At 65.1% G+C, this 15837-nt stretch carries 12 protein-coding genes; all 12 read left to right on the forward strand.

What is annotated here, in order from left to right:
• Positions 1 to 1557 (forward strand): TAT-dependent nitrous-oxide reductase (gene nosZ / locus BEK68_RS19040; protein ID WP_065851858.1); only part of this gene is annotated, 1557 nt, incomplete at its 5' end.
• 57 nt (positions 1558 to 1614) lie between these two features.
• On the forward strand, positions 1615 to 4239 hold the full coding sequence (locus BEK68_RS19045; RefSeq protein ID WP_024542224.1) for a NosR/NirI family protein: 2625 nt from the start codon (positions 1615 to 1617) through the stop codon (positions 4237 to 4239).
• Complete coding sequence (locus BEK68_RS19050; RefSeq protein ID WP_012430155.1) at positions 4236 to 5531, forward strand: nitrous oxide reductase family maturation protein NosD; 1296 nt, start codon at positions 4236 to 4238, stop codon at positions 5529 to 5531. The genes BEK68_RS19045 and BEK68_RS19050 overlap by 4 nt, the downstream gene beginning before the upstream one ends.
• Positions 5509 to 6465 (forward strand): ABC transporter ATP-binding protein, encoded by a 957-nt coding sequence (locus BEK68_RS19055; RefSeq protein ID WP_012430156.1) that lies wholly within the window; start codon positions 5509 to 5511, stop codon positions 6463 to 6465. Before BEK68_RS19050 ends, BEK68_RS19055 begins: the two co-directional genes overlap by 23 nt.
• On the forward strand, positions 6462 to 7286 hold the full coding sequence (locus tag BEK68_RS19060; RefSeq protein ID WP_012430157.1) for an ABC transporter permease: 825 nt from the start codon (positions 6462 to 6464) through the stop codon (positions 7284 to 7286). The genes BEK68_RS19055 and BEK68_RS19060 overlap by 4 nt, the downstream gene beginning before the upstream one ends.
• Complete coding sequence (locus BEK68_RS19065) at positions 7283 to 7813, forward strand: nitrous oxide reductase accessory protein NosL (protein WP_004627739.1); 531 nt, start codon at positions 7283 to 7285, stop codon at positions 7811 to 7813. The genes BEK68_RS19060 and BEK68_RS19065 overlap by 4 nt, the downstream gene beginning before the upstream one ends.
• A gap of 2 nt (positions 7814 to 7815) precedes the next feature.
• Positions 7816 to 8418 carry a nitrous oxide reductase accessory protein NosL gene (locus tag BEK68_RS19070; RefSeq protein WP_012430158.1) on the forward strand — a complete coding sequence of 201 codons (603 nt, stop codon included), beginning with the start codon at positions 7816 to 7818 and terminating at the stop codon, positions 8416 to 8418.
• Positions 8419 to 8611: 193 nt separating this feature from the next.
• Positions 8612 to 9775 carry a flagellar biosynthesis protein FlhB gene (flhB, locus tag BEK68_RS19075; protein WP_012430159.1) on the forward strand — a complete coding sequence of 388 codons (1164 nt, stop codon included), beginning with the start codon at positions 8612 to 8614 and terminating at the stop codon, positions 9773 to 9775.
• A gap of 293 nt (positions 9776 to 10068) precedes the next feature.
• On the forward strand, positions 10069 to 12195 hold the full coding sequence (gene flhA / locus BEK68_RS19080) for a flagellar biosynthesis protein FlhA (protein ID WP_004627733.1): 2127 nt from the start codon (positions 10069 to 10071) through the stop codon (positions 12193 to 12195).
• On the forward strand, positions 12192 to 14090 hold the full coding sequence (gene flhF, locus BEK68_RS19085) for a flagellar biosynthesis protein FlhF (protein ID WP_012430160.1): 1899 nt from the start codon (positions 12192 to 12194) through the stop codon (positions 14088 to 14090). The genes flhA and flhF overlap by 4 nt, the downstream gene beginning before the upstream one ends.
• A gap of 15 nt (positions 14091 to 14105) precedes the next feature.
• Positions 14106 to 14897, forward strand: coding sequence for a MinD/ParA family ATP-binding protein (locus BEK68_RS19090; protein ID WP_012430161.1), 792 nt, complete (start codon positions 14106 to 14108; stop codon positions 14895 to 14897).
• An 8-nt stretch (positions 14898 to 14905) separates the two neighbouring features.
• Entirely contained in the window at positions 14906 to 15667 is a 762-nt protein-coding gene (locus BEK68_RS19095) for an RNA polymerase sigma factor FliA (protein WP_004627728.1), read from the forward strand.
• The last annotated feature ends 170 nt before the right edge of the window (positions 15668 to 15837 follow it).

Consider the following 15837-nt stretch of genomic DNA (forward strand, 5'->3'; position numbering starts at 1 on the left):
CTTGGCAGTCTCAGGTACACGGTGGGCGATACCCACCACGTGCACGCGTCGTACAAGGATGGGAATTACGACGGCCGCTATGCGTGGATCAACGACAAGATCAACTCGCGCCTGGGGCGCGTGCGGCTCGACTACTTCATCTGCGACAAGATCACCGAACTGCCGAACGTGCAGGGCTTCCACGGCATCTTCCCGGACAAGCGCGATCCGCTCGACCCGAAGATCAACTACACGACGCGCGTGTTCTGCGGCGGCGAGTTTGCGATCCCGCTACCGAACACGGCGGGCATCGATGATCCGTCCAAGTACCGTTCACTGTTCACGTGCGTGGACGCTGAAACCATGGAAGTGCGCTGGCAGGTGCTGATCGACGGCAATTGCGACCTCGTCGCAACGTCGTACGACGGCAAGCTGGCCGCGACCAACCAGTACAACACCGAGATGGGCGTGCACTACGAAGACATGATGTCTGCGGAGCGCGATGCCTGTCTGTTCTTCAACGTTGCGCGCATCGAGGCGGCGGTCAAGGCCGGCAAGTTCAAGACCATCGGCGACTCCAAGGTGCCGGTGGTGGACGGCACGCACGCGGCCAACCAGGATCCGAAGACAGCACTGACCGCTTATGTGTCGGTGCCGAAGAATCCGCACGGCGTCAATGCCAGCCCCGACCAGAAGTACTTCGTCTGTGCCGGCAAGCTTTCGCCCACCGGTACGGTCATCGAGCTGTCTCGCGTGCTCGACTGGTTCGACGGCAAGCTCGCCAAGATCGACGACGCCATCGTGGCGGAGGTCGAACTTGGCCTGGGGCCGCTGCACACTGCGTTCGACGGGCGCGGCAACGCATACACGACGCTGTTCCTCGACAGCCAGATCGTGAAGTGGAACATTGACGCCGCCATCAAGTTCCACAACGGTGACAAGAACGCGAAGTACGTGGTCGACCGCCTTGACGTGCATTACCAGCCGGGCCACCTGAGCGCATCGCAATCCGAAACCATGGCCGCCGACGGCAAGTTCCTCGCCGTGGGCTGCAAGTTCTCCAAGGACCGCTTCCTGCCCGTTGGCCCGCTGCACCCCGAAAACGAACAGTTCATCGACATCTCCGGCGACAAGATGGTGCTGCTGCAGGACCACCCGATCCGCAGCGAGCCGCACGACTTCATCATCTTCAAGCGCGAGCTGCTGCACCCGAAGCAGGTCTATTCGCTGGACGATTTCCCGCTGGCCACCAAGGACCCGAAGCAGTCCGGCGTGGTGCGCAATGGCAAGAAGGTGACGGTGCGGCTCACCTCGCAGGCACCGGCGTACAGCCTGCGCGAGTTCAAGCTGAAGAAGGGCGACGAGGTCACGCTGATCCTCACCAATCTGGACAAGGTCGAGGATCTGACGCACGGCTTCGCGATTCCGAAATACAACATCAACTTCATCGTCAATCCGCAGGAAACCGCGTCGGTCACGTTCATTGCCGATAAGCCCGGCGTGTTCTGGTGCTACTGCACGCATTTCTGTCATGCACTGCACCTTGAAATGCGCAGTCGCATGATCGTTGAGGCCTGATTCCGAGGAGAAGCGCGCGTGCCCCGTGCGGGCCCGCGCGTGCCGATGAACTCCAAGATGCCATCCCGAAAACAAGGGTTCGCGGCGTGGGTCGCCGTGTTCCTCCTGATGCTGTTGGTGGGCGTGCAACCGGCGCAGGCCGGTCGCGGCGCCTACGAAGCCGAGTTGCCCGCCAATCTGGCCGAGGCCAAGGACCTGTGCGCGCTCGTACCTTGCGCCGACGTGTTTCCCGGCGCGGTGCGTTTTTCCGAACGCATGGGGCAACCGCCTTATGTGGAAGCCTATGGCGCAGCGCAAGGCGGTAAGGCGGCGCTGCTGGGCTACGTGATGCTGTCCACCGACATCACGGACATCCCGGCCTATTCGGGCAAGCCCGTGGTCACGCTGATCGGCATGGACCGGCAAGGCCGCTATGTCGGCATCAAGGTCCTGAAGCATTCCGAGCCGATCCTGCTGCTGGGGATTCCCGAATCTGCGCTGCTGAACTTCAACAAGCAGTACATCGGCAAGTCGGTCAAGGACAAGATCGAAGTCGGTCAGTCACGGCCAGACGAGGGTGTGCTTGGCGTCGATGCGATCTCGGGCGCCACCGTGACCGTGATTGCGCAGAACCAGGTGCTGGCCACAGCCACATCTTCCGTGGCGCGTCAGGTTGGCATTCTGGCGCCAACGCGCCATGAGCCCGCGCGCTATGCGCAGACCGGGCAGCGTGCAAGCTGGGCAGAACTCGTCAAGCAGGGCAGCGTGCAGCGCTTGCTGATCCGGCCCGAACAGCTTGGGCTCGAACGCGCGCCGGAACCGTTCATTGAACTGTGGTTCGGTGATCTCAATCATCCCGACCTGGGTGCGAGCCTGCTCGGCCAATCCGTCTGGAACGACCTGCACGCTCAGCTCAAGCAGAACGAGCATGCGATCTTCGTCATCCGCACCGCGGGCGCGGCGTCGTTCAAGGGGTCGGGCTTCGTACGCGGCGGCATCTATGACCGCATCCAGATCAAGCAAGGCGCGGAGTCCTTTACCTTCCGCGATTCGGACTACCTCAACCTCTATGGCCTGGCAGCCCCTGGCGCGCCGGCCTACACGGAATCGGCCATCTTCGTGGTGCGCTCGCCAGCGTTTTCGGCGGCGTATCCGTGGAAGCTGTCCTTCCTGGGCAACCGCGTCGATCGGGCGACCGGCACGCGCAGCTTTGTTACGTTCGATGCCCCGTACTGGTTGCCCGAAACGCTGCTGCAGGGCGGGCACCCGCATATCGACGAGCCGGAGGCCCCCTGGCGGCGGGTCTGGCGTACGCGCGCGCCGCAGATTGCACTCTTCATCGTGCTGCTCGTTTCGGTGAGCGTGGTGTATGCGCTGCGTGAGCGCCTGACGCGCCGTTCGACGCACAAGAACAAGTGGCCGGTGAACGCCTTCAAGTACACCGCGTGGGCCCTGAGCATCGGCTTCGTCGGTTTCGGTGCGATGGCGCAGCCGTCGATCACGCAAGTGCTGACATGGTTCCACTCGCTGCTGTTCCAGTGGACGTGGTCGCTGTTCCTGACGGATCCGTTCATCTTCTGCTTCTGGATCTTCATCATCCTGACGGTGTTCCTCTTTGGGCGAGGGCTGTTCTGCGGATGGCTGTGCCCGTTCGGCTCGCTGTCGGAAGCGCTCTACAAGATTGGCGGACGGCTCGGCCTCAAACGCTGGCAGCGTCATCTGCCGCGTGCCTGGCACGACAAGCTGAAGTGGCTCAAGTACGCCATCTTCTTCGGGTTGTTGACGGTGTCGGTGTTCTCGATGGGGCTGGCAGAAAAGCTTGCCGAGGTGGAACCGTTCAAGACGACATTCCTGGTCGGCATCAGCCACCGAGCGTGGCCCTACGGGCTGTTCGTCTGCACGCTGCTCGGGATCTCGCTGTTTGTCGAGCGCCCGTACTGCAAGTACATCTGCCCGCTGGGTGCCGCGCTTGCCATGCCGAGCACGTTCCGCTGGTTTGGCCTGCGCCGCAAGCAAGACTGCAACAGTTGCAAGGCCTGCGCCGTCGGTTGCGGGTCTTTGGCGATCGACGCGGACGGCCGTATCGACCATCGCGAATGCCTGCACTGCCTCGATTGCATGGTGCTGTACACCGACGTCAAGGGCTGCCCGCCGCTTGCCAAGGAGCGCAAGCGGCGCGAGCGCGATGGGCTGGAGATCACGCCCATCGGCAAGGACGGCTACTTCATTCCCATCCAGCCGGTGCCGGTGCCCATGAACCCGCGGGTGGCGCAAGGCCCCGACCCGCGCATGCCGACCGACCGCGTGGTGCCGACCGGACGCGAAGGTGCGCGTGGCCTGCGCTGGCTGATGTTGGAATTGCGCGATCACCTCTGGCCGTGGAGCAGCAACGGGTGGAGGTCGGCGCGCGGCCTGCAGATCGCGGGGGCTTCGCTTGCGCTGGCAGCGAGCGTGGCATGGATCCTGGCGGCGACGGGCCACCTGTCGTCGGGCGCGGTCATCGCATGGTGGTTCGGCTGGAGCCTGTATGAAGTGCTGATCCGCCTTGCCGGCCGTCGCTACGTCAAGGATGGCCCGTGGTGGCAAGCCAATTATCGGCGCGCAACCGTCATGGACATGCTGAGCTACGTCGGCTTCAAGAACCTGCTGATTGGCGCCATGCTGTTCCTGACCCTGAAAGCGCTGGGGTGGCTGCAGGTATGAGGTGGCTGCCGGTGTTGCTCGTTGTCTGCGGCTGGCTTGCGGCTGTGCAGGGCGCTCACGCATCGGCGGCCACCACGGTGCGCGTTGCGGCGGGGCAGTCGCTGCAAGCAGCCATCGACGCAGCACATCCGGGCGATGTGCTTGAGATCGAGCGCGGCACGTATACCGGCAACCTCATCGTCAACAAGCCTCTGACGCTGCGCGGACTCGATCGTCCCACGCTCAGCGGCGGCCAGCGCGGCGACACGATCCGCATCGGCGCACCGGACGTCGTGATCGAGGGCCTGATCGTTCGCGATTCGGGCGACAGCCTGAAAGAGCAGAACGCAGGCATCAACATCCTGCCCGGCGCGCATCGCGCCGTGGTGCGCCAGTGTGAGCTGACCTACAACCTGTTCGGTCTGTGGATCGAGAAAGCCAACGACGTGCGCATCGAGGCCAACACCATCACCGGCAAGCGTGACTACAACTCGGCGCAGCGCGGCAATGGCGTGGAGCTGTACAACACGCAAGGCGCGCGCATCATCGGCAACAACATCAGCTTCGTACGGGATGCGCTTTACGTGGACGTGTCGCACCACGCCGTTTTCAAAGGCAATCGGCTCCACCACAGCCGCTATGGCACGCACTACATGAACTCCTACTACAACCTGTGGGAGGACAACGACAGCTATGCCAACCGGGGCGGCCTGGCCTTGATGGAGGTGCGCGACCAGATCGTGCGCAACAACCGCACCTGGGGCAATGCCGACCACGGGATCATGCTGCGCACGTTGCAGGACTCGGTGGTGGAGAACAACGTGGTGGCCGACAACGACCGCGGCTTCTTCATCTACGACGTGGAATACACGCAACTGCGCGGCAACCTCATCGTCGGCAACCAGGTGGGCGTGCACCTGTCGGCAGGCTCGACACGCAACGTCGTGCAAGGCAACGACTTCATCGGCAACCGAGAGCAAGTCCGCTACGTGGGCGCGCGTGACGAGGCATGGGGGGCACGCACGGCTGCCGAGCGCGCGCAGGGCAACTTCTGGAGCGACTACCTGGGCTGGGACCGCGATGGCGATGGCATCGGCGATGTGCCCTACGAGGCCAACGACGTTGTCGACCGGCTGATCTGGCGTCACCCCGGCGTGCAACTGCTGTTGGCGAGCCCGGCGGTGCAGGCACTTAGATTCGTCAGCCGGCAGTTTCCCATCCTGCGTGTGCCGAGCGTGGTGGACGCGTATCCGCGCATGCAACCCGCGAACCCACATTGGAGCACCTGGCGTGACAGATCCCCTTCACGTTGACGAGACTGCCGCCATCTCGCTGCGCGGCGTCTGTAAACACTATGGTGCCGTGCGAGCCGTCGACGGCGTTGACCTGGACGTCGGCTACGGCGAACTGTTCGGCCTGATCGGGCACAACGGTGCCGGCAAGAGCACGCTGTTCAAGATGATGCTTGGGCTGATTCCGGCAACCGCCGGCAGCATCCGCGTGGCCGGGGCATCGGTGCGTGGGGCTGCATTCCGCGCCGCGCGCAGGCAGATCGGCTACCTGCCCGAGAACCTCGTTCTGTACGACAACCTGAGCGGGTTGGAGACCTTGCGGTTTTTCGCCAAGCTCAAGGGCGCACCGGCAGCCGATTGCGCGTCGCTGCTTGCCCGCGTCGGGCTGGCGGGTGCGGTCGACCAACCCGTGCGGGCGTATTCAAAGGGGATGCGGCAGCGCCTCGGGTTTGCGCAGGCGCTGTTGGGTGCGCCACGCGTGCTTTTTCTGGATGAGCCGACCAACGGCCTCGATCCGGCGGCAATCCACGACTTCTACGCCACGCTGCAGGCACTGCGCGAGCAGGGCGTCACGATCCTGATCACGTCGCACATCCTGGCCGAGCTGCAGCAGCGCATCGACCGCCTTGCCATCCTGGCCGACGGCCGTGTCCTTGCGCTTGGCAGTGTCGCTGCACTGCGCGCACAGGCCGATCTGCCCCTGACGCTGGCCTTGCGGGTCGAGGCCGGCGCGCGCGGCGCACTGTGGGCGCAACTCGCGCCCTTGCGCGCACACGGCGCAGAGATCGTCGACGGGCAGGCCGAGCATGAGGTGATGCTGCGCTGCAGCCGCTCGCTCAAGATGGACGTACTTCAGGCACTGCAGCCGCTGGGCGGGCGCCTGCTCGATCTGCAGATCCACGAACCGTCGCTCGAAGACGTGTTCTTTGGCCTCAGGCAAACGGAGGCCGCATGATCGGCATCGAATATCGGCAAGTGGCCGCCGTGGCGGCCAAAGAACTGCGCGATCGCCTGCGCAACCGATGGGTGCTCGCAGTGGCCGTCGTCTTCGCCGTGTTCTCGCTCGTGATCAGCTACTTTGGCGGCGCCGAGCAGGGCACGCTCGGGCCGCGGTCCATCGAGTTCGTCATTACCAGCTTGGTCAGCCTCGTCATCTACCTGATCCCGCTGATTGCGCTGTTGCTTGGGTTCGATGCCGTTGTGGGCGAGCGCGAGCGCGGCTCGCTCGATCTGCTGCTGGCCCTCCCGCTGACGCGCGTGGAACTGCTGCTGGGCAAATACCTCGGGCTCGCCGCAGCGCTCACCCTGTCGACGTTGGGTGGCTTCGCGCTGATGGCCGTGCTCCTGTGGCACCAGTTCGGCTCGGCGGGGCTGTATCAGGCGGCTGGCTTCGTGCTGAGTTCGGTGCTGCTGGGGCTGGTCTTTCTGAGCCTGGCGCTGTTCGTCTCTGTCGTCAGCCGTGAGCGCACGCGTGCTTCGGGCGCCGCCATCGCGCTGTGGTTTGGCTTCGTGCTGATATTCGACCTGTTGCTGCTCGGCCTGCTCGTCGCCACCGGCGGCAGCTTTGGTGGCCAGGCGCTGGCGTATCTGCTGCTGCTCAATCCCACCGATATTTTTCGCATCCTCAACGTGTTTTCGCTGGACCAGCTGCGGGGCTTGCATGGCCTCGTCAGCATCGTGCCGCCTGCCCTGGGCAACCCGTGGGCGATGGGCGCGGCGATGCTGGCTTGGATTGCCGCGCCGCTGGCACTGGCCGCCTGGAGATTCCGCGCATGAACCCGGATCGTCGCCGCCTGCTGGCGGCTGCCCTGGCCGGATCGGCCGCCCTGATTGGTCTGGCTGCCTGTGGCCGGCAGGCCGAAGCCACCCTTGTCCCCGCTGAAGCCGACGCGGCGACCACCTGCGATCTGGATGGCATGCTGGTGGCGGATTATCCAGGGCCCAAGGCGCAGCTCTATTACCAGGGCGACGCGACGCCGCACTGGTGCTGCGATACGGTGGAAATGTTCAACACACTGCTCAAGCCGGAGCAGGCGCGGCCAATCCGGGCGGCGCTCGTGCAGGACATGGGCCAGGCCGACTGGGAGCATCCTCGTGGCCACTGGTTTGACGCCAAGACCGGCTATTACGTGTTCGGCAGCCGGCGCCGCGGCTCGATGGGGCCGACGGTCGCGAGCTTCCGGCTGGAAGCCGATGCCCGCGCGTTCATTGCCCGCGACGGTGGCAAGCTGCTGCGCTACGCCGAAGTGACGCCAGACATGGTGGACCTCAGCGGTGGCGCGCTGCACGACGGGCGGATGTAGCCATGCGGCTGCGTCGATCGGGCTTGATGACAGTCGCTTTGCTGGCGGCCTCGCTCTGGTGGTATGGCGTGTATGCGAGCCGCCGGGTGGAGCCCGAGATTCCCACCGAAATCTGCTTCGTTGCGGCGCCAACGCCCTATGACCCGCGCTCGGGCACGGCGCCCGATGCGCCGCGCGCCATCCCGCTCAACGCACGCTGCCCGGTCTGCGGCGCGTTTCCGTCGCGCGCGCCGGATTGGGCAGCCCAGGTGATCTTTGCCGATGGCGACGCGTACTTCTTCGACTCGCCATTGAGCCTGTTCATCTACTTGCGCAACCTGCCGCGCTACGCCGCTGGCCGGAAATCGGCCGACATTGCCGCCGCCTACGTGCGTGCAGTTGGCGACGGGCGCTGGATTGCCGCGCTGCAGGCCGTCTACGTATGGGGGTCCGACGTGCCGGGGCCAATGCGCAGGGGCAATCTCCCTGCCTTCCGGAATCACACGGATGCGCGCGATTTCATTACGCGCCACGGCGGATCAGTCACGGGCTCCGCCGGCATTACCGCAGAACGCCTCCGGGCGTTGGAACCCTCGCAGCCCCATCCGGCAGGTCGGCACACCTAGCGCGTTCCCGTCTGGTTGTGGGGCGACGCAGATTGCACCGTGCGGGCCATGCTGGCGTGGTGCTTGGCGGCCATCTGTCGATAAGCCGGCCCGGAAGCTGGTTTTTCGGCGCTTCGACAGGCGGTGCGGCCTTGGATAATGCGACGGCCGGCCAACCTGCCGGCATGTCCCGCCCACCCCCTCGCACGCCGGCATGTCCGAAGAAAGCGATCTCGAAAAAACCGAACCAGCCTCTCCGAGGCGCCTCGAGCAGGCGCGCGAGGAAGGCGACGTTCCCAGATCACGGGAACTGGCTTCGTTCGCCCTCACGGCAGTGTCCGCGGGTGGTTTGTGGGTGATGGGCGACTCGATTGTGCGGGCAGCGTCGTCCTTTCTGGCGCGCTGCCTGGAGTTCCACCGCTACAACTACACCAGCGGGCAGGACCAGTGGAACTACGTGACCGGCCAGTTCATGCCGCTGGCCATGACCCTGGGCGGGCTGATGCTGATGCTGGTGATTGCCGCGCTGTCGCCGTTGGCGCTCACGCGCGGGGCCATCTCGTTCAAGCCGCTGTCCCCAGACATTTCGCGCCTGTTCAAGCTGCAGGGGCTGACGCGCATGTTCTCGCTGGAGGGGCTGATGGAGCTGCCCCGCCTGCTGATCAAGCTGTTCCTGATTGCCGGCGTCGGCTGGCTGCTGGTCCGGTATTACCGGGGTGACCTGATCGAGCTGCCGCAGCAGGACCTGGGCGTTGCCATGCGCGACACCCTGCACGTGGCCGGCGTGGCCTTCCTCTGCATGGCAGCGGTGATGATGCTGGTGGCGGCCGTGGATGTGCCGCTGTCGTTGTGGCAATACGCGCGCAAGCACCGCATGACCAAGGAAGAAGTGCGCAAGGAGCACCGCGAGTCCGAAGGCGATCCGCACGTCAAGGGCCGCATCCGCAACCTGCAGCGCCAGGCCGCCCAGCGCCGGATGATGGCCGACGTGCCCAAGGCCGATGTGATCGTCACCAACCCAACGCACTACGCCGTGGCGCTGCGCTATTCCGAAAAGGAAGGCGGCGCGCCGCGCGTGCTGGCCAAGGGCGCCGACATGGTGGCGGCCAAGATCCGCGAGCTGGGCACGGAGCACAAGATTCCCATTCTGGAAGCGCCCCCGCTGGCCCGGGCGCTGTACCGCCACACCGAGATCGGCCACCAGATTCCCGAGGCGCTTTACGCCGCCGTGGCCGAAGTGCTCGCCTATGTCTACCAGTTGCGCCGCCTGCATCAGGTGGGCGGCCGAGTGCCGGTGCGCCCGACCGACCTGCCGGTGCCTGCCGAGTTGGACCCGGGGCCACAGCCCGGCCCGGACGACGAGCCCGAAGACGCATAAAGTGCCGCCCGCCGAGTAAAGAGCTCCACGCGCCGAGCTCCGAGCTCGGATCGCCGAGCAAAAAGCATCGCCCTCGACACTTTTTGCATGGCGAACGGCTGTTTGAGGCTCGCGCATGTCTCGCTTGGCGTGCAATTTCGCCCAAACGGCGCCACTGGCCGCTTCCACACCCCCCGGTGGGAGGGTATTCCAAAGAAAAGCCGCCTTTTGGGCGGCTTTCTCACGTCTTCGATTTGGCGGCGCGCCCGGCAAGATGGCATCCATCGAAAAGCCCCCCGCTGCACGCCCCGCCAATGAACGCCGCACTGCTCCGAGTCACCGACATCCTGCGCAAGGGCGACTACCGCTCCGCCGCGGGCCCGGTGCTCATCATCCTGATCCTGGCGATGATGGTGCTGCCATTGCCGCCGTTCATCCTGGACCTGCTGTTCACCTTCAACATCGCGCTGTCGATCATCGTGCTGCTGATCAGCATGCACACGCTCAAGCCGCTGGATTTCTCGTCGTTCCCGAGCATCCTGCTGATCACCACGCTGATGCGGCTGTCGCTGAACGTGGCGTCCACGCGTGTAGTGCTGATGGAAGGCCACACCGGCCCCGACGCCGCCGGCAAGGTGATCGAGGCGTTTGGCCACTTCCTCGTGGGCGGCAACTACACCGTCGGCATCGTGCTGTTCGTCATCCTGGTGATCATCAACTTCATGGTGATCAGCAAGGGCGCGGGCCGGATCGCCGAGGTCAGCGCGCGCTTCACGCTCGATGCGATGCCCGGTAAGCAGATGGCCATCGACGCCGACCTGAACGCCGGCCTCATCCGTGAAGACGAAGCCCGCAGGCGCCGCACGGAGATCGCCCAGGAAGCCGAATTCTTCGGCTCCATGGACGGTGCCAGCAAGTTCGTGCGCGGCGACTCGGTGGCGGGTATCGCCATCCTGTTGATCAACATCGTCGGCGGCCTGGCGGTGGGCGTGCTCCAGCACGGCATGGACGTGGGCCACGCGGCCACCAACTACACGCTGCTGACCATCGGCGACGGCCTGGTCGCGCAGATTCCCGCGCTGGTGATCTCCACCGCGGCGGGCATCATGGTCAGCCGCGTCTCCACCGACAAGGACGTCGGCCAGCAACTGTCGAGCGAGCTGTTTGCCATGCCGACGGTGCTGATGACCACCGCCGGCGTGCTGGGCCTGCTGGGCCTGGTGCCGGGCATGCCGCACTTCCCGTTCATCCTGTTTGGGGGCGGCCTTGGCTATCTGGGCTGGTACCTGAAGAAGAAGCGCGAAGTGCCCGAGATCGAGCCCGTGCTGCAGGCCATTGCCCCGGTGGATACGCCCGAAGCGAGCTGGGACGACGTGTCGTGGGTCGACGTGCTGGGCCTGGAAATCGGTTACCGCTTGATCCCGCTGGTCGACAAGAGCCAGGACGGCGAGCTGCTGCGCCGCATCAAGGGCATCCGCAAGAAATTCACGCAGGACATGGGCTTCCTGGCGCCGGTGGTGCATATCCGCGACAACCTGGAGCTGGGCCCATCGTCGTACCGCATCACGCTCAAGGGCGTGGAGATCGGCCACGGCGAGGTGCAGCAGGGCAAGTTCCTGGCCATCAATCCGGGCGGCCAGGATGGCATGGGCGGTCATGGCGGCATGGGTGGCCTCGGTGGTCGACTGGGCACGCAACTGCCCGGCACGCCCACCGTGGACCCGACCTTTGGCCTGCCGGCCATGTGGATCACCGCCGATGTGCGCGATCGCGCGCAGGCCGAGGGCTACACCGTGGTCGATTGCAGCACCGTCATCGCCACCCACGTCAATCAGTTGATTTACACCCATAGCACCGAGCTTCTCGGCCGTTTGGAAGTCCAGCAGTTGCTCGATCATTTGGGCAAGGAAGCACCGAAGCTGGTCGAAGACGTTGTACCCAAGCTGTTGCCCGTCGCGACCGTGCAGAAGGTGCTGCAGAACCTGCTGGACGAAGGCCTGCATATCCGCGATATCCGCACCATCGTCGAGACGCTGGCGGAACACGGAGGCAGGACGCAAGACCCCGCCGAACTCACCGCCGCCGTGCGTGTGGCGCTGGGCCGGGCGATTGCCCAGCAGCTCTTCCCGAACAAGACCGAAATGCAGGTCGTCACGCTTGACCCGAATCTGGAGAACATCTTGCTGCAAAGCGTCGTTGGCTCTAACGCCGGCCCGATCGAACCGCAACTGGCCGACTCGCTCATGCAGGCGGCAGCGGACTCGTCGCGGCAGCACGAACAGATGGGTCAGACGGGCGTCCTGCTCGTGCCGCCCGCACTGCGCCCGATGCTTGCCCGCCTGTTCAAGCGTGCCGCACCGAGCCTGCGCGTGCTGTCGCACGCAGAAATTCCGGATCACCGAACGATTAAGGTTGTCGCCATGCTTGGAGGCCGCGCATGAAAATGCATCGATTTACCGGACTGACGTCGCGTGACGTGTTGCGCAAGGTCCGCGACCAACTGGGCGATGGCGCTCTGATCCTGTCGAACCGTGCCATTCCGGGCGGCATCGAGATCATCGCGGCATCCGATTCGCACGTGGATGCGCTGGTCGATACGCAGTCGTCGGCACCCAAGACGGCACAGCGCCGCCCGATGGCTCCGGCTCCGATTCCCGAGCCCGCACCGATTGCCGCTGCAACCGCAGCCGTCGCCGCCGCTCACGCTCCCGCTGAAGAGGCCGCGCAGGCCGAGGCCCCGGCACCCAACGCACTGGCCCGTCTGCGTAACCGCTTCATTGCTTCGCGCCGCGCTCCCGCACAGGAAGACGCACCGGCAGCGCCGGCTGCTCCCGTGGCCAAGCCGGCCGGCCGCACGCTGCAAACGCGCGTGGACGACGACGTGGCGTTTGGCGAAGAAGATGCGCTGGCCGCGTCCACCCGCATGCTGGCGGGCCTGTCGCTCGACCGTGCCAATGCCGAGGTTGCCCAATCTGCGGCGCAGGCCCTGGCCAGCACCGCCCAGTTCATCGCCCGCCGCAGCACGGTGGAAGACGACCAGCCGGAAATGGAATCGACCGCCCGCTTTGCCGCACGTCGTGAGCAGGCACGCGAACAGGATGACCGCCCGGTCACGCTGCGCAGCTTTACCGAGCGCGTGGAAGCGCAGGCGCGCACCCTCCGTGCAGAACAGCAGAAGACTGAGGCGCCCATGAAGGCGCGCATCGAGGCGCAAGCCGAGGCAGGCACGTCGTCCGACATTTTCGTCCGCGTGGAGGACACGATGGTCAAGCCCGAAGCCCCGCGTGATGACGTGAGCCTGCAGCGTTCGGCCTTCCAGGCCGACGTGAAGGAAAGCATCCGTGCCGAGACCGACGTGATGACCCGCCGCATGGTTGGCGAGATCGAAACGCTCAAGAGCACGCTGAACGACGCCATGTCGAGCCTGGCCTCGCTGGGCGTGAAGTTGGGCGACCCGGTGCGTACGCGCCTGTTCCAGACCATGCTCAACGCAGGGTTCTCGGCGCAGCTCACGCGCTACGTGCTGGAGAACATGCCGCAGCACGACGCGTATGAAGGTGCGCTGGACTTCGTGCAGCGCGCGATTGAAAAGAACCTGAGCACCGTGTCGGACGAGAACAGCCTGCTCGACCAGGGCGGCGTGTTTGCCCTGATGGGCCCGACCGGCGTGGGCAAGACCACCACGACCGCCAAGCTGGCCGCGCGCTTCGTGCTGCGCCATGGCGCATCGCGCGTGGCACTGCTCTCAACCGACAGCTACCGGATCGGCGGCCACGAGCAACTGCGCATCTACGGCAAGATCCTGGGCGTCTCGGTGCATGCCGTGAAAGACGCGCAAGACCTGAGCCTGGCGCTGAACGACCTGCGCGAGAAGCACGTGGTGCTGATCGACACCATCGGCATGAGCCAGCGTGACCGCGCCGTGTCCGAGCAGATGGCGATGCTGCATGCCGTGGGCCCGTCGATCAAGCGCCTGCTGCTGCTCAACGCTGCCAGCAACGGCAAGACGCTCGATGAGGTCGTGGGCGCCTACCGCGACGCCAACCTGGCCGGCTGCATCCTGACCAAGATCGACGAGGCTGCCTCGGTGGGCCACGCGATGGACGTGATGATCCGCCGCCGCTTGCCGCTGCACTACGTGTCGTACGGCCAGCGTGTGCCGGAAGACATTGCAGTGCCGAACAAGAAGCTGCTGATCCACCGCTCGTTCCGGGCCGGTGCAGAGCAGTCGTCGTTCTCGCTGGATTCGGATGAATCGTTACTCGTGGCGCAAGGCGCGGTGTTACGCAACGCAGGCAACCGCGAACCCGGCCTGGCCGCTTTCGATTTCGCCTGACAAGGGGGCGCGACCATGACGACGCCATTCGCCAAGGATCAAGCCGCAGGGCTGCGGCGCATGCTCGGTCATGCCGCTGCCCGCCGGGTGCTGGTGATCGGTGCGGAAGAGCAGGTCGATGACTTTGTCGACAACCTGCGCATCGCGCTGTCCGCCATGGGCCGCGACACGGCCGTAGTGAACGCCCAGACCATGCTCGCCATGCCCGGCGTGCTCGAGCAGTACGACGAGACGGCGGATGTGACGCTCGTGGCCGCGCATTTTGGCACCCGGGCGCTGAGCACCGTGGCTGAAGCGTGCGACGACGTGCTGCTGACCTTCTCGGATGGTCCGGAAGGCCTCAAGAGCGCGTACACGCTACTCAAGAAAACCGCCGTGCTGCAAGGCAGCGCTGGCATCCGCACCGTGGTGTGCGGCGCGCACTCGGTGGATTCCGCCGTGCGCGTGTTCGGCAACCTGGCCAACACCGTGGGCCAGTACCTGAACACCCGTATCGATTTCGCCGGCTACCTCCCTGAGGACCGGCACGTAGAACTCGCGCTCTCGCTCGGCAAGCCCGTGGCGAGTGCGTTTCCCGCATCGCCTTCGGCCATGGCCTTCCGCCAGCTTGCCGAAGAAATGTTGAGCTGGGCCAGCGCCGAGGCCCAAGCCGGTGATGGCAGTGTGCCGTCGCGGGTGGTCATGTCGGCGCGGGCACCGGCACAGCCGGCAGATGAATCGGCGCAGGCAACGTCAATGTCGGCATCGACAGCGACAGCGACAGCGACACCCGGCGCCACCGCACGCGCGGCCGAATTGGTTTATTGAGGCGCAGCATGAACGAAGCGTCAAAGGCAGGCATGGATATGTACACCGCAACCGGTCGCAAGACCAAGTCCGACGAGATGGCCACGTACGCACCCCTGGTGCGCCGCATTGCCAACCAGATGATGGTCAAGCTGCCGGCCAGCGTTGAGCTGGACGACCTGATCCAGGCCGGCATGATGGGCTTGCTCGATGCGCTGTCGCGCTATGAGGAAACGCAGGGCGTGCAGTTCGAGTTCTACGCGGCCCAGCGTATTCGCGGCGCGATCCTGGACGAACTGCGCGGCTCGGATTGGCTGCCGCGCGGCCTGCGCCGCAACGCGCGCACGATCGAGCAGGCAATCCAGAAGCTGCAGCAGCAGAAGGGCCGCGCGCCCACCGAAACCGAGATTGCCGTAGCGCTGGGCATGTCGCTGGCCGAATATCAGAAGCAACTGGTCGACCTGCAAGGCAGCCAGTTGCTGTATTACGAAGATTTCGACCGTGAAGACGCTGACGCCTTCATCGAGAACCGCGCACCCGAGAACGACGCCACGCCGCTGGACCAACTGCTAGACCACGACCTGCGCGAATCGGTTGTCGCTGCCATCGAGGGACTGCCCGAGCGCGAGAAGCTGATGATGAGCCTCTACTACGAGCAGGATCTGAACCTGCGTGAAATCGGCGCCGTGATGGGCGTGTCGGAATCGCGCGTGTGCCAGATCCACAGCCAGGCGATTGCCCGCATCCGTTCGCGCCTGCGCGATCGCGCATGGCTGCCGACGCCGACCTGATATGAGGTCGGCTGAGAGCTGCTAACAAAACCCTCTGCTTCACTGGGTTGGATGGCGGCTCTTGGTCCCAGCTTTACCTGCCAGGTATTTCTACTGCGCGGTCAGCGACTCATGTCGCGGCCGCGCTTTTTCTTTGGGGCCTCGGTCACGAGGCACGCTTGGAGGCGTGA

This window comes from Ralstonia pickettii (genome assembly GCF_001699815.1).
Taxonomy (GTDB): domain Bacteria; phylum Pseudomonadota; class Gammaproteobacteria; order Burkholderiales; family Burkholderiaceae; genus Ralstonia; species Ralstonia thomasii.